General features: G+C 76.9%; 15 protein-coding genes. 9 read left to right on the top strand and 6 right to left on the bottom strand.

The features are described from left to right. Both BD833_RS07290 and BD833_RS07285 read left to right on the top strand, forming a co-directional pair. Complete coding sequence (locus BD833_RS07290; protein WP_166532484.1) at nucleotides 1-867, top strand: alpha/beta hydrolase; 867 nt, start codon at nucleotides 1-3, stop codon at nucleotides 865-867. Continuing rightward, a complete protein-coding gene (locus BD833_RS07285) occupies nucleotides 864-1,655 on the top strand; it encodes an MBL fold metallo-hydrolase (protein ID WP_166532483.1) in 792 nt (263 codons plus the stop codon). Before BD833_RS07290 ends, BD833_RS07285 begins: the two co-directional genes overlap by 4 nt. Before the next feature lie 47 nt (nucleotides 1,656-1,702). Here BD833_RS07285 and BD833_RS23200 read toward each other — a convergent pair whose 3' ends face one another. The 3 genes from BD833_RS23200 to BD833_RS07270 are packed head-to-tail and all read right to left on the bottom strand — an operon-like array spanning nucleotide 1,703 to nucleotide 4,261. Further along, the gene (locus BD833_RS23200) at nucleotides 1,703-2,683 is read right to left on the bottom strand and encodes a sucrase ferredoxin (protein ID WP_279536004.1); all 981 of its coding nucleotides are present in this window, start codon (nucleotides 2,681-2,683) and stop codon (nucleotides 1,703-1,705) included. A gap of 4 nt (nucleotides 2,684-2,687) precedes the next feature. Continuing rightward, nucleotides 2,688-3,962 (bottom strand): cupin domain-containing protein, encoded by a 1,275-nt coding sequence (locus tag BD833_RS07275; protein WP_166532482.1) that lies wholly within the window; start codon nucleotides 3,960-3,962, stop codon nucleotides 2,688-2,690. 2 nt (nucleotides 3,963-3,964) lie between these two features. After that, on the bottom strand, nucleotides 3,965-4,261 hold the full coding sequence (locus BD833_RS07270; protein ID WP_166532481.1) for a BatC protein: 297 nt from the start codon (nucleotides 4,259-4,261) through the stop codon (nucleotides 3,965-3,967). Nucleotides 4,262-4,514: 253 nt separating this feature from the next. Here BD833_RS07270 and BD833_RS07265 point away from each other — a divergent pair, with 253 nt between their 5' ends. The 3 genes from BD833_RS07265 to BD833_RS07255 all read left to right on the top strand — a co-directional run bounded on the left by BD833_RS07265 (nucleotide 4,515) and on the right by BD833_RS07255 (nucleotide 7,122). After that, nucleotides 4,515-5,246 (top strand): permease, encoded by a 732-nt coding sequence (locus tag BD833_RS07265; protein ID WP_166532480.1) that lies wholly within the window; start codon nucleotides 4,515-4,517, stop codon nucleotides 5,244-5,246. Between the two features lie 97 nt (nucleotides 5,247-5,343). After that, nucleotides 5,344-6,546 carry a DNA polymerase IV gene (dinB, locus tag BD833_RS07260; protein ID WP_243737510.1) on the top strand — a complete coding sequence of 401 codons (1,203 nt, stop codon included), beginning with the start codon at nucleotides 5,344-5,346 and terminating at the stop codon, nucleotides 6,544-6,546. Nucleotides 6,547-6,711: 165 nt separating this feature from the next. Beyond that, nucleotides 6,712-7,122, top strand: a complete 411-nt coding sequence (locus BD833_RS07255; RefSeq protein WP_166532479.1) for a DUF3040 domain-containing protein — start codon at nucleotides 6,712-6,714, stop codon at nucleotides 7,120-7,122. 365 nt (nucleotides 7,123-7,487) lie between these two features. On the opposite strand, the gene BD833_RS07250 is transcribed toward BD833_RS07255, so the two are convergent. Genes BD833_RS07250 through BD833_RS07240 form a run of 3 tightly spaced genes read right to left on the bottom strand, consistent with a single transcriptional unit; the run spans nucleotide 7,488 to nucleotide 12,157 of the window. Further along, nucleotides 7,488-9,827: a transglutaminase TgpA family protein gene (locus BD833_RS07250; RefSeq protein ID WP_166532478.1), complete on the bottom strand. Its 2,340-nt coding sequence runs from the start codon at nucleotides 9,825-9,827 to the stop codon at nucleotides 7,488-7,490. Continuing rightward, entirely contained in the window at nucleotides 9,824-11,170 is a 1,347-nt protein-coding gene (locus BD833_RS07245; protein ID WP_166532477.1) for a DUF58 domain-containing protein, read from the bottom strand. The genes BD833_RS07250 and BD833_RS07245 overlap by 4 nt, the downstream gene beginning before the upstream one ends. Before the next feature lie 3 nt (nucleotides 11,171-11,173). Then, on the bottom strand, nucleotides 11,174-12,157 hold the full coding sequence (locus BD833_RS07240; protein ID WP_166532476.1) for an AAA family ATPase: 984 nt from the start codon (nucleotides 12,155-12,157) through the stop codon (nucleotides 11,174-11,176). Nucleotides 12,158-12,384: 227 nt separating this feature from the next. Here BD833_RS07240 and mraZ point away from each other — a divergent pair, with 227 nt between their 5' ends. The 4 genes from mraZ to BD833_RS07220 all read left to right on the top strand — a co-directional run bounded on the left by mraZ (nucleotide 12,385) and on the right by BD833_RS07220 (nucleotide 16,741). Next, nucleotides 12,385-12,819 carry a division/cell wall cluster transcriptional repressor MraZ gene (gene mraZ, locus BD833_RS07235; RefSeq protein WP_166532475.1) on the top strand — a complete coding sequence of 145 codons (435 nt, stop codon included), beginning with the start codon at nucleotides 12,385-12,387 and terminating at the stop codon, nucleotides 12,817-12,819. 455 nt (nucleotides 12,820-13,274) lie between these two features. Further along, on the top strand, nucleotides 13,275-14,264 hold the full coding sequence (gene rsmH, locus BD833_RS07230; protein ID WP_166532474.1) for a 16S rRNA (cytosine(1402)-N(4))-methyltransferase RsmH: 990 nt from the start codon (nucleotides 13,275-13,277) through the stop codon (nucleotides 14,262-14,264). Further along, nucleotides 14,261-14,884 carry a cell division protein FtsL gene (gene ftsL, locus BD833_RS07225; protein ID WP_166532473.1) on the top strand — a complete coding sequence of 208 codons (624 nt, stop codon included), beginning with the start codon at nucleotides 14,261-14,263 and terminating at the stop codon, nucleotides 14,882-14,884. Before rsmH ends, ftsL begins: the two co-directional genes overlap by 4 nt. 87 nt (nucleotides 14,885-14,971) lie before the next feature. Then, complete coding sequence (locus BD833_RS07220; protein ID WP_243737509.1) at nucleotides 14,972-16,741, top strand: peptidoglycan D,D-transpeptidase FtsI family protein; 1,770 nt, start codon at nucleotides 14,972-14,974, stop codon at nucleotides 16,739-16,741. The last annotated feature ends 85 nt before the right edge of the window (nucleotides 16,742-16,826 follow it).

Raw genomic sequence — 16,826 nt, 5'->3', positions numbered from 1 at the left:
ATGACCGAGATCCCCACCCCGCGACCGGCCGGCGGACCGGCTCCCGGCGGGCCGGACACCATCGTCCTGGTGCACGGCTTCTGGGTGACGCCCCGCAGCTGGGAGCACTGGAAGACCCACTACGAGGCCAAGGGCTACCGCGTTCTGGCACCGGGGTACCCAGGCTTCGAGGTCGAGGTGGAGGCGCTCAACGCCGACCCGACCGTCATCGCGGAGCTGACCCTCGAGACGATCACGACGCACCTGGAGGCCGTCGTCCGGGAGTTGGAGAAGCCGCCGATCCTCATCGGTCACTCCGCCGGGGGCGCCCTGGTGCAGCTGCTGCTGGACCGCGGCCACGGTGCGGTCGGCGTCGTGCTGAACTCTGCTCCCACCGAGGGCGTCCGCGTGCTGCCCCTGTCGCAGCTCCGGTCCACGTTCGTGGCGTTCAGGAACCCGGCGAACCGGCACCGCGCCGTGGGCCTGTCACCCGAGCAGTGGCACTACGCCTTCACCAACACGTTCAGCGACGAGGAGTCGCGGGCGCTGTACGAGCGGTACCACGTCCCGGCGTCCGGCCGGATTCTCTGGGACTCGGTGCTCGCCAACTTCATGCCGGGGCCCCAGGACGCCGCCGTGGACTACGAGAACCCGGACCGGCCACCGCTGCTGTTCATCTCCGGCAGCGAGGACCACATCATGCCGCCGAGCGTGCAGCGGTCCAACGCCAGGCACTACGACGCCGCGCTCGTCACCGAGGTCGAGGAGTACCCCGGCTACGCGCACCTGCTCCCGGCCCAGGAGGGCTGGCAGGCCATCGCCGACCACGCCCTGGAGTGGGCGGTGGCGCACACCCTGCCGCAGCCCCAGGCGGCCGGCCGGCAGTGAAGGGAGTCCGCCTCACCCACGTCGGCGGGCCGACCGTGCTCGTCGAGGTCGGGGGGTGGCGGCTGCTGGTCGACCCGACGTTCGACGCCCCCGGCCGGAGGTACGCCTTCGGCTGGGGGACGTCGTCCCGCAAGGTCGCCGGGCCGGCGCTCGCGGCCGCGGACGTGCTCCCGGTCGACGTCGTCCTGCTCAGCCACGACCACCACGCCGACAACCTCGACGACGCCGGCCGGGCGCTGCTGCCCTCGGCCGGCCTGGTGGTGACCACCGTGGCGGGCGCGCGGCGCCTCGGCGGGACCGTCCGCGGACTGCGGGCCTGGGACCGCACGGAACTCGTCGCACCGGGGCGGCCTCCCATCGAGGTGACCGCCACGCCGGCGCGGCACGGACCACCGCTGAGCCGGCCGGTCGCCGGCCACGTCGTCGGCTTCGCGCTGCGGTGGGCCGGTCAGGAGGCCGGCGTCCTCTGGATCTCCGGGGACACGGTGCTCTTCGACGGCGTCCGGCAGATGGCCGACCGGCTGGACGTGGACACCGCGCTCCTGCACCTGGGCGGCGTCCGGTTCCCGGTGACCGGCCCGGTGCGCTACTCGATGACCGCGCGCCAGGCGATCGAGCTGTGCCGCCTGACCGGTCTGCGGACGGCCGTCCCGGTGCACTACGAGGGCTGGTCGCACTTCCGGGAGGGGCGGGCCGCCGTCGAGGAGGAGCTCGCCCGGGCGCCGGCCGACGTGCGCGGCCGGTTCCGCTGGCTGCCCATCGGCGAGCGGGTCGAGCTGGCGGCCTGACCGGGAGCGGCTGCCGCTCCACCGGGCGCGCGGCACGGGCCGGTGGGTCAGCCGGGAACCGGTCCCGGCCGGGTGGTCAGCGCCAGGTGGTGCCAGGTGCGGACCCGGCCGGCCGTGGTGGCCTGGCAGGTCAGGTGCACGGTCTCCGGTGACGGGCGGCTCTCGACGGTCACGACGACGACCGCCCCCGCCGGCCCGGCGAGGGTCACCTCCCACCGCTCCGCCCCGGCGCTCTCCGACGGCAGCGGGGTCACCCCGAGCGGCGGGAGGTCGTCCACGCCGAGCAGGCCCAGGTCCTCCCGGGCGTAGTGCTGGGCCGCCTGGGCCGGCGCGGCGACCCCGGCCCGGCCGCGCAGCCAGGGCAGCGCGACCTGGCGGCGGTCGTGCGCGGCGACGACCAGCCCCCCGTCGCCGGGCACCTGCCCGTAGTAGAAGCCGTGCGGCAGCACGAGCAGGTTGGCGGCGAAGCGGTCGCCGCCGAGGTGGCTGCACTCCCAGACGTCGGCCGGCCCGGGGGAGGGGAGGGCGCGGGCCAGCGGCCGGCCGCGCAGCGCGCAGCAGGCGTCGTGCCCGCCGTGGGTGCAGACCAGGTAGGTCCACCCGGGTGCCGCCGTGCCGACCGACCCGTCCCACGGCGCGGTCAGCAGGTCGGCGTCGGCCGACCGCACCGACCACCACAGCCCCTCCCGCCCGGGCCGGCTGTCGGCGTAGGCCCAGCGGCGCCCGGAGTCGGCCAGCCGGTCCCCGGGCCGGCGGACCAGGAGTACCCGCACGCCCTCCCGCTGCGCCCGCTGGGCCAGCAGCGGCGCCACCTCCGCGTCGAACCGGGACTGCTGCAGTGCCTGGCGTCCCCACGGGCCCGGCTGCTCGATCAGCAACCACCGGGACAGCGGTGCGGCGGTGGCGACGCCGGAGTCGGCCCGTTCCCGGGCCTGCACCGAGCAGCGGGAGGCGTCGAGGCGGCCCGGCGGCCGGGCGGGGACGTCGGTGCGGCAGAAGTCGTCGGCCGGGGGGATGGCTGCGGTCACCCCTCTACCGGGGCGGGGTCGCGTCGGGGACCGTGGCCACGGACTCGGTGACCAGCCGGCGCGCGAGGGTGATCCGCTCGGCCGGCTCGAGCCCGGGGAGGTCCCCGACCTTGAGCTCGCCGACGGCCAGCAACTCCTCGAGCGCCATCGACTCGCCGGCCGGGAAGGACAGCGACCGCCGTCCGGCGATGAGCGTGACCGCGCCGTCCCCGGTGTTCCGCAGCGAGCAACGCAGTCGCCGCCGCAGCCGCAGCACCGTGTCCTCGCTCAACGCTGCCGCGGCCGCCGACTGGGCGAGCGGCGCCACCGGCTCCGGTCGCACCTGCGCCCAGGTGCGCGCGCGCAGGCGGTCGGCGACCTCGGTCGGGTCGACCCGGTCCAGCCACTCCTGCAGACCGGCGATCACGCCGGCGACGTCGTCACGGATCGAGTCGGGGCGGACCAGGTCCAGGCCGAGGGGCAGGGAGGCGCGCAGCTCGGGGTCCTCGGCAGCAAGTGTCCGGACCAGGTCGAGTGCCGACTCCGCGGCCGCCCAGCGGGTCACCGCCTGGATGCCGACGGTCAGGTGCGCGCTGATCTCCCCGAGCGCCTTCGCCGAGTGCAGGTAGCCGCGCGGGAGGTAGAGGGCGTCACCGGGGCGCAGCACCGCGTCGATGACCGGCTCGCCCTCCGCGGCGGCGGCCACCTCGTCCGCCCGGTCGGTCCAGACCTGGGTGCGCAGCGGGTCGCGAAGCACGGGCTCGTGGATCGTCCAGTGCTTCTCACCGGCCACCTGGAGCACGAAGACGTCGTGCACGTCGTAGTGCGGGCTGAAGCCCTGCGAGGACGGCGGGGTGATGTAGGCGTTGACCTGCGTGGGGTGCCCGAGGTCGGCGGCCAGCTGGTCGGCGAACTCGATCAGCGGCGGCCAGAGCCGGTGCAGCCCCTGGAGGACGACGGTGCTCCCGTCGGCGAACAGCCGCAGCACCGCGTCGGAGGAGACCTGGTCGGCGATCTCCGCGCCCGCCCCTCCGGAGGTGGTGAAGCGCTTCGGGTCGACGACGGCGCCGTCCTTGGCGATCCGCAGGAAGGGCGTGCGCAGCCCGCGACGGGAGAGCAGCTCGTCGACCGCGGGGAGATCCAGCAGGTCGGTGAAGGAGTTGCCGGTGTCCTCGGCCCGGGTCAGCAGCGGGCGCCGCGCCCAGTGCTCGGCGGCGAACACCTCCGGCGGCAGGGCGGTGCAGCGCCGCAGGGCCGGACGGAGCTGCTGCTCCGTCCGGCCCTCCGGGGTCCGGTCCACGGTCAGGCCGAGCCGTCCGCGCCGCCGTCGGCCCCACCGTCGGCACCCTTGTCGGCACCCTTGTCGGCACCGCCGTCCGCACCACCGTCGGCACCACCGTCCGCACCGCCGTCGCCCACGCCGGGCGTGCCACCGCCGGAGCCGGCGTCCATCGGGCCCTCCTGGCCGTTGTCGGCACCGGTCGCACCGCCGCCGACGCCACCGTCGGCGCCGCGGTCGGCGCCACCGTCGGCACCACCGTCAGCACCACCGTCCGCGCCGCCGTCACCCGCCCTGGTCATGTCCTCGTCGAGCGCCACTGGCTCCTCCGATCCGATCGACCGGGCCGCCGGCCGGCGACCCTGCGAGGGCTGCTGTACCTCGCCCGCTCCCGCGCCACACATGCCTGGTGACCTCGGGATTCAGCAGCCCGGCCCCGGTCGCCGGCGCCGGGCCGGCGCGGCACGGGTGTGTCTCGATCCTGTTACGGCTCGGCCGGGCCGTGGTGGACCCCGGACGGCGCGGGCACCCCTCAGCCGATCGGATGAGACGACGCACGTAAAGGAGATGGATGTGACCGAAGGTCGTGCACGTAGCGAAGGCGGATTCCGGGACGACGCGGTCCGCGACGAGTCGGTGACTACCCGGGTCGAACCGGCCGAAGGTGCCGGCCGCGTCGAGCCGGCCGAGGGGGCCACCCGGGTGGCGGCGGCCGCGCCGGTCTTCCGCAACGAGGAGCGCGTCGAGCGCCCGACGCAGGTGTCCGTCGCCCCGACGCGGCGGGACCGGGTGCGGTGGGGCCCGGTGTGGGCAGGTCTCGTGGTGGCGATGCCCACGTTCCTGCTGCTGCAGCTGGCCACCCTCGCGCTGGGCCTGTGGGACGTCGGCTCGGCGGACGGCAACAGCGCCGACCTGTGGAGCAGCATCAACGGGCTGATCGCGCTGTTCCTGGGTGGGCTGACCGCGGCCGCCACCGCGGTGTGGCGCGGGGTCAGCGACGGCCTGCTGCACGGCATCCTGGTGTGGGCGCTGACGATCGTGTCGCTGCTGATCCTCACGCTGTTCGGCGGTGGCGCCCTCCTCGGCTCGCTGGCCGGGGTGGTCACCGACGTGGCCGGCATCCAGCAGGCCGACCTGCCCGAGGTCGCCGCCGGGCAGATCGCCGACGTGACGCGTGACGCCGCCAGCTGGGCGGTGCTGGGCCTGGGGCTCTCCATCGCGGCTGCGGCCCTCGGTGGCGTCGTCGGCGCCAAGATGTGGCCGAGCAAGCACGACGCCGAGGCCGAGCGGGTCTCCGTCCGCTGAGCCCGGCGCGCCGGGCGGAGCGGATCGCTCCGCCCGGCGCAGACCCGCTATCGTCCTCTTCTGGTCGAACACGTGTTCGATCGGAGGAGGTGGCGGGGTGGGTCCGGCGGAGGGGTGCACCGTCCTGCACGTCGACATGGACGCCTTCTTCGCCAGCGTCGAGGTGCGCCGCCGCCCGGAGCTGGCCGGCACGCCGGTGATCGTCGGCGGTGCGGGCAACCGCGGGGTGGTCACCTCGGCCACCTACGAGGCGCGCCGCTACGGCGTGCACGCCGCCATGCCCACCGCGCGGGCCCTGCGGCTCTGCCCGACCGCCACCGTGCTGCCGGGGGACATGGCGCTCTACGGCGAGGTGTCCCGGTCGGTCATGGCGCTGTTCCGGTCGATCACCCCGCTGGTCGAGCCGTTGAGCCTGGACGAGGCGTTCCTCGACGTGGCCGGCGCCGGCCGCAGGCTGGGCGATGCCGTCGAGATCGGCGAGTACCTCCGGGCGCGGGTCTTCGACGAGCAGGGCATCACCTGCTCCGTCGGCGTGGCCGGCACCAAGTTCGTGGCGAAGCTGGCCTCCACCCGGGCCAAGCCCGACGGGCTGCTGGTGGTCCGGCCGCCGGAGGTCATGGGCTTCCTGCACCCGCTGCCGGTGGGGGCGGTGTGGGGCGTGGGCCCGAAGACCGAGGAGACCCTGCTGCGCCTGGGGCTGCGCACCGTCGGCGACCTCGCGCACGTGCCGGCCCGGACCCTGCAGCGCGCGCTGGGGGCGGCCGCGGGCTCCTCCCTGCACGAGCTCGCCTGGGGCCGCGACCCCCGCCGCGTCGTCCCCGACGAGCCGGAGCGCTCCACCGGCGCGGAGGAGACCTTCGCCAGCGACGTCGACGACCCCGCCGTGATCCACCGGGAGCTGCTGCGCCTGGCCGAGCGGACGGCCGGGCGGCTGCGCTCGATCGGCTGTCTGGCCCGCACGGTGACCATCAAGGTGCGGTTCGCCGACTTCGCGACGATCACCCGCAGCCGCACCCTCGGCGCGCCCACCGACGTGGGGCAGGAGCTCTACGACACCGCGCGGGCGCTCTACGACGCCCTGGGGCTCCAGCGGGCCCGCATCCGGCTGGTCGGGGTCCGCGCCGAGCGGCTCGTCCCGGCCGATGCGGCGCCCCGGCAGCTGGAGCTCGGCGCCCGCGAGCACGGCCGCCGGGAGGCCGAGCTCGCCGCCGACCGCGCCGCCCGCCGGTTCGGGGCCGGCGCCGTCCGTCCGGCGACGCTGCTGCACCGGTCGGGCGGGTCGCGGCAGGCGGGCCGCTGACCTGCCCCGACGGGCCGGGACGTCCACCCGCAGGAGTGATCGGAGGACTCGCCCGGCGGGTCGCCACGCCCTCGCCTTTCGCGGCTGGCGCGGGGCTCGTATTCTCGGGCGTACCGTCGGTGGGAGCCCCCCGTCGGAACTGGCTCCGCCCACCTGGAGGTCGACGTGCCGCTCTCCGAGCACGAGCAGCGTCTGCTGGAGCAGATCGAGCGCGCCCTCGTCGATGACGATCCCAAGTTCGCTTCCTCGGTCCGCACCGGCGATCGCCGTCAGAAGGCCCGCCGCAAGCTGCAGCTCGGTGGCCTGCTGGTCCTGGTCGGCCTCGCCGTCCTGGTCGGCGGCGCCGTCGCCGAGTCCGTGCCGCTCGGCGTGCTGGGATTCCTCGTCGCCTTCGGCGGCGCCGCGCTGGGTGTGCTGCACTACCGCAGCGCCACCGGCGCGGTGGTCGAGCCGGCCGGCGGCCCCACCGGATCCCGCGGTTCGTCCGCGGCCGGGCGCGGGAACCGCTCGCGGCAGGGTCGGCCGCCGATGAAGAACCGTCTCGAGGAGCGCTTCCGCCGCCGCTACGACCAGTAGCCCGGCGGCGCCGCCACCCGCCCGCCGCGGCAACAGCATCGCGCCGCGGCAACAGCATCGCGCTGCGGCACGGCATCGCGCTGCGGCACGGCATCGCGCTGCGGCACGGCATCGCGCTGCGGCACGGCATCGCGCCGTACATCTCCTGCACCGCTTCCCGGCCGTCGTCCGCATGGACGGCGGCCGGGAACGTGCTGCGGCGGGCCCTGCTGCCGGCCCGGCCCCCGGACCGGCGCCGCCGCTCGCGGTGGCGGGGGTAGCCGCCCACCGGGACCGCCGGCCCAGGGGAGCGGCCCAGGGGAGCGGCCCACAGGAGCCGGGCCGTCGAGCTCGGGCCATCGGAGTCGGACCCGGGCCCGTACCGCTCAGCCGGCCGTCGTCCGCCCAGGACGGCGGCCGCGGACGTGCTGCGGCAGGCGGGCCAGCGCCGGCCCGGCCTCCTGGACCAACGAGGCGGGCCACAGCAGCGCACGCAGCCGCACCGGCCACGGCCGGGCGGTGGTGAGCCCCCGCCGGGCGGTGCGCAGCGCTCTGCGCAGCGACGGATCGGCGTCGCCGCCGCCCGGCCGGCCGTAGGTGGCCGCCTCCTCCGCCCGGGCCAGCTCGCGCACCGCCGTCGTCGCGGCCTGCGCGGCCGTCGCCGACCGGCCGCGGGCCACGGCGACCGCGAGCGCGTCGGCCACCCGGCGGGGCGTCCAGGACGGGTGCAGGTGCACGCCGAGGTCCACCGCCGTGGCGATCAGCTCGTCCCACAGCCCACCGGGGTCCCCGGCGGCCGTGCGGCGGCGGCGCTGCGCGCTCCGCAGCCCGGCCGGGGAAGCGAGCACCAGCACGGTGCAGGCCAGCAGGCCGGCGGTGATCAGCAGCGGCCGCGCCGACGCCTCCGCCGGCGCCTGGACCCCGGCCTCCAGCTCACCCTCCGGCACGTTGTCCGGCCGGGTGGCGCCCGCCTGCGGTGCCGCCGTCGGGGCCGGCGCCGCCGGAGCGGCGGCCTCGCTGTCGTCGTCGACCGAGGGGCGGGGCGACCAGGGGAGGGCCACCTGCCGCTCGGCCGCGATCGGGGTGGGGTCGAAGGGCACCCAGCCCACGCCCTGGAAGAAGACCTCGACCCACGCGTGCGCGTCGGAGCTCGTGATCAGCCGGGTGCCGTCCGGCTGGGTCTCGCCGGGGGTGTAGCCCAGCGCCACCCGGGCCGGCATCCCCGCCTGGCGGACCAGCACCGCCATGGCGCCGGCGTACTGCTCGCAGTAGCCGCGCTTGTAACGGAGGAAGTCGACCAGGTCGTCGCCGCTGGTGCCCGGGGCGGTGGAGAGGCTGTAGGTGAACCCGTTGGCGCGGTCGGACAGGTACGCCTGGATCCGGCGCACCCGCTCGTAGGGCGTCGGGGCGCCGTCGGTGAGCCGGGCGGTCAGCTCGGCGACGGTCGGGTCCAGCTCGGGGAGCCGGCCGAACCGCAGCTGGAGCAGGTCCTCGCGGGGCAGCGGCTCGACGCGGGACAGCTCCTCCGCCGACGGCCGGGCCTCGGCGGCGATCACCCGGTAGGCCAGCCCTCCGCTGGTCGCGCCGCGGCCGAACACCGTGCCGGTTCCCGCGTCGAAGCGCCAGTCGTCCTCGTCGCCGTCCACCCGCACCGACAGCGGCGCGGAGGGCACGGGCAGGAAGCGGTCGTCGTGCTGCAGCACCTCGACCTCGGCGGTCACCGGCCGGGTCGATCCGCCGTCCGGCAGCGGCCCCAGGGCCGACCCGCCGGCCACGGAGACCTCGCCGTCGAGGTTGCCCAGCGACCAGCCGTTCTCCGGGTCGTACTCGTCCAGCGACACGGCGCGCAGGTAGCCCGGGTCGGCCACCGACGTGTCCACCGCCAGCAGGTCGATCGGCTCGGGGAGGGTGAGCTGGCCGCGGAGCGAGGCCGCCGGGTCGAGCGCGGTACCGGTGGCGCCGCCGGTACCGCCGCCCAGGCCGGTGGTGAAGGAGCCCTCCGGGAGGACCGGCACGACGGCGCCGAGGGCGACCCCGCCCACGAGCGCGACCAGACCGATCCGGACGGCTCCACCCGTCCCGCCCGGGACCGGGTGCCCGGCGGGGGTGTCCAGCGCCCGCCGCTGATCGGCCCACAGCAGCAGCGCGAAACCGGTCGCGGGAGCGGCCAGCGCGACCAGCCCCACGCCCCCGGTCACGGTGCCCACCGGGACGCAGAACAGCACGAGGAGCCCCACCCCGGCCACGGTCGCCTGCCGGCCGGCGACGGCCACCAGGTCCACGACGACGGCGACGAGGCCGACGAACAGCGTGGTGAGCGCGAGCAGGCCGGTGAGCGGGAGCGCCGGGGTGGCCTGCTCGCGGATCTCCGCCCCGCCGGAGGCGAAGACCCCGGCCAGCCGGCCGATGCTCTCCGGCGTCGGGACGACCCCCGCGAACGCGCCGTCCGAGGCGAAGGTGGCGGTGAGCACGCAGGCCACCAGGAACAGCTGCCCGACCGGCACCAGGACGACGCCGGCCGCGGCGAGCGGGTGGGGCACGGCCGTGCGCGCCGCCAGCCGCGCGCCGGCCGCGCGCATCAGCAGCCCCCCGGCCAGGACGGCGGCGATCACGGCCACGACGGGCGGGAGCCACGCGCCGGTGGTGAAGACGGGGGCGAGCGCGCCGGCGCCGAGCAGCGTGGCCAGGGCCGCCACCACCGGGGTGCGGACGTCGGTGGCGCTCACGCCGGTGCCCCCAGGCGGATCCCGCCCAGCCGGGACCAGACGTCGGCGACGTCCTGGCCGGCCTCGGCCGTGGTCACCCGCCAGCCTGCGCCGGCGAGCATCGCCGCCGCCTGCTCCCGCTGGCCGCGGAGCGCCTCCGCGGCCGGGCCGGCGCGGCGGGCCCGAGCCGGCGCCGCGTCGGCCCAGCCGGTGATGTCCAGGAGGACGGCGACGTCGGCCACCGGGCCCCCGCGCTGCTGCACCAGGTCGGCCACGTCGTCGGGCCCCACCGCGCCGAGCAGGCAGATCAGCGGGCCGTTCCCGGCCACCCGGCAGGCCGCGGCCACGGTGGCGGACAGGTCGGACGCCCGGGAGGCGCCCACGGTGGCCAGCCGGTCGAGGAGCTCGTCGGCGCCCAGCCCCCGCCGCCCGGGGGCCGGGGGCAGCTCGCCGGCGGCGGTGACCACCCGCAGGTCGGCACCCTGCTCGGCGAGGGCCACCCCGACGCTCGCCGCCGCCTCGACCAGCCACTCCAGGCTGTCCGCGGGCGGCCACCGGTCACCGGGCGGGCCGGGCACCTGGGGGACGCCCTCGCGCTCCGGTGCCACCAGGTGGGCGCGCGCCCGGGTGTCCAGCAGCAGCGTGCCCTGCGCCCGCCACGGGCGTTCCTCGAGCCGGACCATCAGCTCGCCGGTGCGGGCGGTCGCCCGCCAGTGGACCTTGCGCAGGTCGTCGCCCTGCCGGTACTCCCGGACGGTCACGTCGTCGTCCCCGGAGACCGCGATCGCCCGGCGCGCCCCCTCGCCGCCCCGGCCGCGGCCGCCGCCGGGGCCACCGGGGCCCAGGGGGCGCACCCGGGGGACCACCGTGAGGGGTGCTGTGTCGCCGCCGGCAGTGGTCCGCTCCACCAGGCCGAACGGGTCGACCACGCGCAGCTGCAGCGGCCCCACCTGGTAGCGGCCGCGGTACCGGCCGGTGACCTGGTACCGGGCCTTGGTGGCGGCGCCGGCGGCCAGGCCGGACACCGTGAACCGGTGCGCGCGCCCCAGCGCGCCGGGCAGCTGCTCGCTGAGCAGCCACACCCCGGCCCGGCGGGTGTCGGTGTTCTGCAGCTCGAGGACGACCTCGGCCGACCCGCCGCGCGCGACCCGGGCCGGCGTGACGGTGCGCCGGGTGCTGACCCGGGAACGGCGCCGGGCCACGCTCAGCGCGGCCAGCAGGGGCAGGGCCAGGACGAAGCCGGCCAGCTGCACCAGTGCCCGTTCGCCGAGCACCGCGCCGGTGAGGCCGAGGGCCAGCCCGCCGCCGACCAGGCAGCGGCCGCGGGAGGTGAGGCCCGCCAGTGCCCGCCGGGGTGCCGCCACGGGTCAGCGACCGCGGAGGACGGGTACCGAGGCCAGCAGGGAGGTGACGACCTGCTCGGTGCTCCGCCGGCCGACGGCCGCCTCGCTGCTGAGCAGCAGGCGGTGCGCCAGCACCGGGACGGCGAGGGCCTGGACGTCGTCGGGGAGCACGTGGTCCCGGCCGTCGAGGGCGGCCGAGGCCCGTGCGGCGCGCAGCAGCTGGAGCCCGGCGCGCGGGGAGGCGCCCAGGCGCAGCTCGGGGGAGCGGCGGGTGGCTTCGACGATCGCCACGACGTAGCGGCGCACCGCCTCCGAGACGTGCAGCCGCCCCACGGCGTCGACCAGCGAGCGCACCATGGCCGCGGAGGCGACCGGGCGCAGCGCCGTCAGCGGGTCGGCGGTCGCCCGGTCGTCCAGCATCGCCAACTCGGCGGCAGGGTCGGGGTAGCCCATGGAGACGCGGGCGGTGAACCGGTCGCGCTGCGCCTCGGGGAGCGGGTAGGTGCCCTCCATCTCCAGCGGGTTCTGGGTGGCCATCACCACGAACGGGCGGGCCAGCTCGTAGCTCACGCCGTCCACGGTGACCTGCCGCTCCTCCATGCACTCCAGGAGGGCCGACTGCGTCTTGGGGGAGGCGCGGTTGATCTCGTCGGCCACGACCACGTTGGCGAACACCGCGCCGGGCTTGAACTCGAACTCCCGGCTCTCCTGGTCGTACACGGCCACGCCGGTCACGTCGCTGGGGAGCAGGTCGGGGGTGAACTGGATCCGCCGGACGGTGGCGTCGATGGAGCCGGCCAGCGCCTTGGCCAAGGTGGTCTTCCCGACCCCCGGCACGTCCTCGATGAGCAGGTGGCCCTCGGCGAGCAGCACCACCAGGGCCAGGCGGACGACGCCGTCCTTGCCCTGGACGACCCGGCCCATGCTCGCCGCGATCCGTGCGCCTTCCGCGGCGACGTCGACCGACGCGTCGGCCGTCCCGTCGGCGGCCCGTGTCGCCTCCGTCACCACACCACCGTACGTGCCGCGCGGCCCGAGGCGGGCAGTTGCCGATCGCGCAGGGCGGACGGGGGTCTGCGGGCCCCGGGGGAGGGGGCGGTGGGCGAGTGGGTCCGACACGGCCCGAGGTGGTGTCGAGTGGGGGCCAGTGGGTTACTGTGTCGACCGGTGGGGAGGCAGGGCTCCGTCCGGGGGACCTGCAGAGCCATAGGAGGACCGATGCGGGGGGTGATCCGGTGTTCGTCGGCAGCTACCAGTTGCGGCTCGACGAGAAGGGCCGGCTCGCGCTGCCCGTCCGGTTCCGCGAGCAGGTGGCCGACGGCATGGTGATCAAGAAGGGGCAGGACCGCTGCATCTACGGGCTCACCATGGCCCGGGTCGCCGAGCAGAGCGCCGCGATGGCCGCCATGGCCCCCTCCGACACCGCCGCGGCGCGCATGCGCGCCCGCATGAGCTTCGGGTCGATGGTCGAGCTGGAGCCGGACAAGACCGGCCGCATCACCCTCCCCGCCGGGCTGCGCGAGTACGCCCACCTGGACCGCGACGTGGTCGTGGTCGGCGTGGACACCCGCTTCGAGATCTGGGATTCCGCCACCTGGGACGCCTACGTGGCCGAGCAGGAGGCCGCCTTCGCCGACATGGAGAGCGAGGGGATGCCGACGTTGTCGTGATCCCGGGATGCCCCACCCGCCCCCACCGGCCTCCGTGCCGCACCGACCGAGCCGCCTTCCCCGCGGCTCGACCGGCCCGGGCCCCAGTCGCCTTCCCCGCGGCTCGGTCCCACAGCGGAGCGCCGCGAGGACCAGCAGGTGTCGCCGGTTCGCTCCGGCGGGGTGACCCTCCCGGCCCCGCGGGGCGCCACCTGACGCTCTTCCCCGACGCCAGGCGGCCCCCCGCGGGGCCGGACACCACCCCGGACCGACGTCCCGCGCCCCACTCCGCTCCACCGGCCCCACCCCGCCCCACCGGTGCGCCCCGGCCCGCATCCGGCGGACGCGCCGCCCCACCGTCCCCCTGCGCCCCACCCGCCCGATCCGCACGCCCGCGGCAGCCGCGTCCCCCCGACGCCGAGCGCCGCGCGGCACCATCGCGGAACCACTCCGGACCGTTCGAGAGGCAGCAGACGATGAGCAGCACGGGTCCTGCCGCCGCGCCGGGCCCCTCCCCGCTGCACGTGCCGGTGCTCCTGGACCGGGTCACCGAGCTCCTCGGACCCGCCTGCGCCGCCGACGGCGCCGTCCTGGTCGACGCCACGCTCGGGCTGGCCGGCCACACCCTGGCGCTGCTCGCGGCGAACCCCGGGCTGCGGGTGGTCGGGCTGGACCGCGACCCGCAGGCGCGCGCCGAGGCCACCCGCCGCATCGAGGCCGCCGGGCACGCCGACCGCGTCACCGTCGTCCCCGCGGTGTTCGACGAGCTCTCCGACGTGCTGGCCCGGCTGGGGATCGACGAGGTGCAGGGCGTCCTGTTCGACCTCGGGGTCTCCTCCCTGCAGCTGGACCGCCCCGATCGCGGGTTCAGCTACTCCACCGACGCCCCGCTGGACATGCGCATGGACCCCGGCGCCCCTCGGACGGCGGCCGACGTCGTCAACACCTACCCGCCCCGTGACCTGGCCCGCGTGCTGCGGGTCTACGGCGAGGAGCGGTTCGCCTCCCGCATCGCCGCGGCGATCGACCGCGAGCGGACGCGGGAGCCGTTCACCGGCACCGCCCGCCTGGCCGAGCTGGTGCGGGAATCCATCCCCGCGGCCACCCGCCGCACGGGCGGGCACCCGGCCAAGCGCACCTTCCAGGCGCTGCGGATCGAGGTCAACGACGAGCTCGGCGCGCTGGAGCGCGCCCTCCCCGACGCGATCGACGCCCTCGCCGTGGGCGGCCGGATCGCGGTCATCACCTTCCACTCCTTGGAGGACCGGATCGTGAAGCAGACACTCGCCGCGGGAGCCCTCGACCGGACGCCCCCGGACCTGCCGGTGCCGCTGCCCGAGCACAGCCCGGTGCTGCGGCTGCTCACCCGCGGCGGCGAGGCCGCCGCGGGCGACGAGCTGGCCACCAACCCGCGGGCCGCCTCGGCCCGGGTGCGGGCCGCCGAGCGCATCCGGCGGGCGGCATGACCCGGGCCGCCGCGCGGGCCACCGCACCGCGCACCGCCAGCACGCCCCGGAGCAGCACGGCACCGCACACCTCCGCGCGCACCTCGGTGACCGGCAGCCGCGGCACCGGCCGCAGCGGGCCGCGCCCCGACCTGCGGCTGGTGCCCACCGGCAGCGCCGCCCGGCCGCGGACCCAGGCCCGCAGCGCGCTGCGGTCGCGCAAGGCGCCGTTCGTCATCCTGGTGGTGGCCCTGCTCGGGCTCACCACCCTCGGGCTCCTCGTGCTCAACACCGCCATCGCCGTGGACTCGCTCAAGGCCAGCTCGCTGCGGGCCGACAACGCCGCCCGCGCGCAGGAGGTGCAGCGGCTCGAGCAGCTCGTCGTGGCCGGCAGCACGCCCGCCGAGGTCGCCCGGGCGGCCGTCGCGGCCGGCCTGGTGCCCGCCGGCGTGGCCGGCTACCTGGTCCTGGGCCCCGAGGGGACGACGACGATGCGCGGCAACCCCGAGCCCGCGCCGGCCCCCGAGCCCCCGCTCGCGGCAGAGTCGACCGCGCCGGGTTCCACCGCGCCGGCGCCCACCGCGCCGGAGCCCACCGCGCCGGAGCCCGCTCCCGCGGGCGCCGCCGACGGCGGGAACTGAGCCGTGCCGAGCAGCGTCCGCGGCCCCGGCGCCGGTTCCCGGGCCGCGCGCCCGACCGGTTCCGGCCGGGGTGGGAGCAGCCCGTTCGTGTCCCGCCGCGCCCCGGGCACCCGCCGCAGCGGCGGCGCCGGCCTGTCGGTGGAGCAGCGCAGCCGGCGGAACCGGGCCGGTCTGATCGTCCTCGTCACGCTGCTGGTGCTGGTGGTCGGCCGGCTGGTCGTGCTGCAGGGCATCGACGGCGCCGCCTACGCCAGCGCGGCCGAGCAGGACCGGCTGCGCAACTACACGATCGCGGCGCTGCGCGGCTCGGTGCTGGACCGGGACGGGAGCCCGTTCGCCTACACCGTCGACGCCTCCCGCGTGGTCGCCGACCCCACCGTGGTCGGCGACCCGGCGCGCACGGCGCTGGCGCTGACCACGCTGCTCGACGTCCCGGTGCCCGAGCTGACGGAGAAGCTGTCCGCGGACGGCCGGTACGTCGTCCTGGCCGAGCAGGTCCCGCCGGAGACGGCGGACGCCGTCGAGGAGCTCGGGCTGGCCGGCGTGCTCCTCCAGGACAACCCCGAGCGGCTCTACCCGTCGGGGACGGTGGGCGGCCAGGTGGTCGGCTTCGTCGGCAGCGAGGGCACCGGCCTGGCCGGCATCGAGCACACCTTCGAGGAGCAGCTGTCGGGCACCCCCGGCCGGCGCACCGTGGAGGTGGGCAGCGGCGGCCACCCGATCCCCTCGGGCATCGACGAGTCCAGCCCGGCCACCGACGGGTCCGACGTCACGCTCACCCTCGACCAGGACCTGCAGTTCGTGACCGAGCAGCGGCTGGGCGAGGCGTGCGCCGACGGCGCCACCACCCGCGCCTCGGCGGTGGTCCTCGAGGTGGCGACCGGCCGGGTCGCGGCCATGGGGTCCTGCCCGGGCTACGACCCCGGCGCCTACTCCGAGACCGACCCCGACCTGCTCGGCAACCCGGTGGTGTCCGACGTCTTCGAGCCCGGGTCGGTCATGAAGGCGGTGACGCTGGCCGCGGCCGTCGAGGAGGGCCACGCGACGCCGGAGCGCGTCATGTCGGTCAACGGGCACATCGAGGCCGGTGACGTCGTGGTCACCGACGCGCACGACCACGCCCCGGTCGACTGGACGGTGACCGGCATCCTGGCCAAGTCCAGCAACGTCGGCACGATCATGCTGGCCCGCGAGGTCGGGGACGCGACGCTGGAGAAGTACCTGCGGGCCTTCGGCGTGGGGGAGAAGACCGGCATCGAGCTCCCCGGTGAGAGCCGCGGCATCCTCGAGGGGGCGGCCGACTGGTCGCCCAGCCGCGCGGCCAACGTGCCCATCGGCCAGGGCGTCTCGGTGACCACGCTGCAGATGGCGTCGGTCTACCAGGCGATCGCCAACGACGGGATGCGCGTCGAGCCGCGCATCGTCGAGTCGGTCACCGACCCCTCGGGCCGGGTCGCGGCCGCGCCCGAGCCGGCCCGCACCCGCGTGATCAGCGAGGCGACCGCCGACGCGATGGCGTACATGCTGGAAGCCGTCGTCGGCCCGGGCGGCACCGCGCCGCTGGCCCAGGTCGAGGGCTTCCGCGTGGCGGGGAAGACCGGCACCGCGCAGCGGGCCAACCCGGAGTGCAACTGCTACGCCGGTGGCGGGTACGTGACCACGTTCGTCGGGTTCGCGCCCGCGGACGACCCGCAGTACGTCGTCGCGGTCGACCTCGAGCGCCCCACCAGCTCCGCCGAGGGCGGCCAGGTGGCGGCCCCCGTCTTCGCCGACATCATGCGCAGCGCGCTCACGGCCGACGGCGTGGTGCCCTCCGGAACCCCCCGCCCGGAGTTCCGGCTGACCGGCACCCCCTGAGCCCCGGGCCCCGGCCGGCGGACCGTCCCCTCCGGGCGGCGCGGCGGGGGCGTCCCGTGCACGTGCGCTGGTCGGGGGGTCCCCG

This window comes from Blastococcus xanthinilyticus (genome assembly GCF_008124835.1).
Taxonomy (GTDB): Bacteria; Actinomycetota; Actinomycetes; order Mycobacteriales; family Geodermatophilaceae; genus Blastococcus; species Blastococcus xanthinilyticus.
The sequence above is the reverse complement of the archived record's forward strand: the minus strand, read 5'-3'. Positions and strand labels throughout refer to the sequence as shown.

What these genes read in the sequence shown, in the direction of transcription:
- BD833_RS07290 (WP_166532484.1), top strand. Translation starts at nt 1, where the DNA reads ATGACCGAGATCCCCACCCCGCGACCGGCCGGCGGACCGGCTCCCGGC.
- rsmH (WP_166532474.1), top strand. Translation starts at nt 13,275, where the DNA reads ATGAGCAGCACGGGTCCTGCCGCCGCGCCGGGCCCCTCCCCGCTGCAC.
- ftsL (WP_166532473.1), top strand. Translation starts at nt 14,261, where the DNA reads ATGACCCGGGCCGCCGCGCGGGCCACCGCACCGCGCACCGCCAGCACG.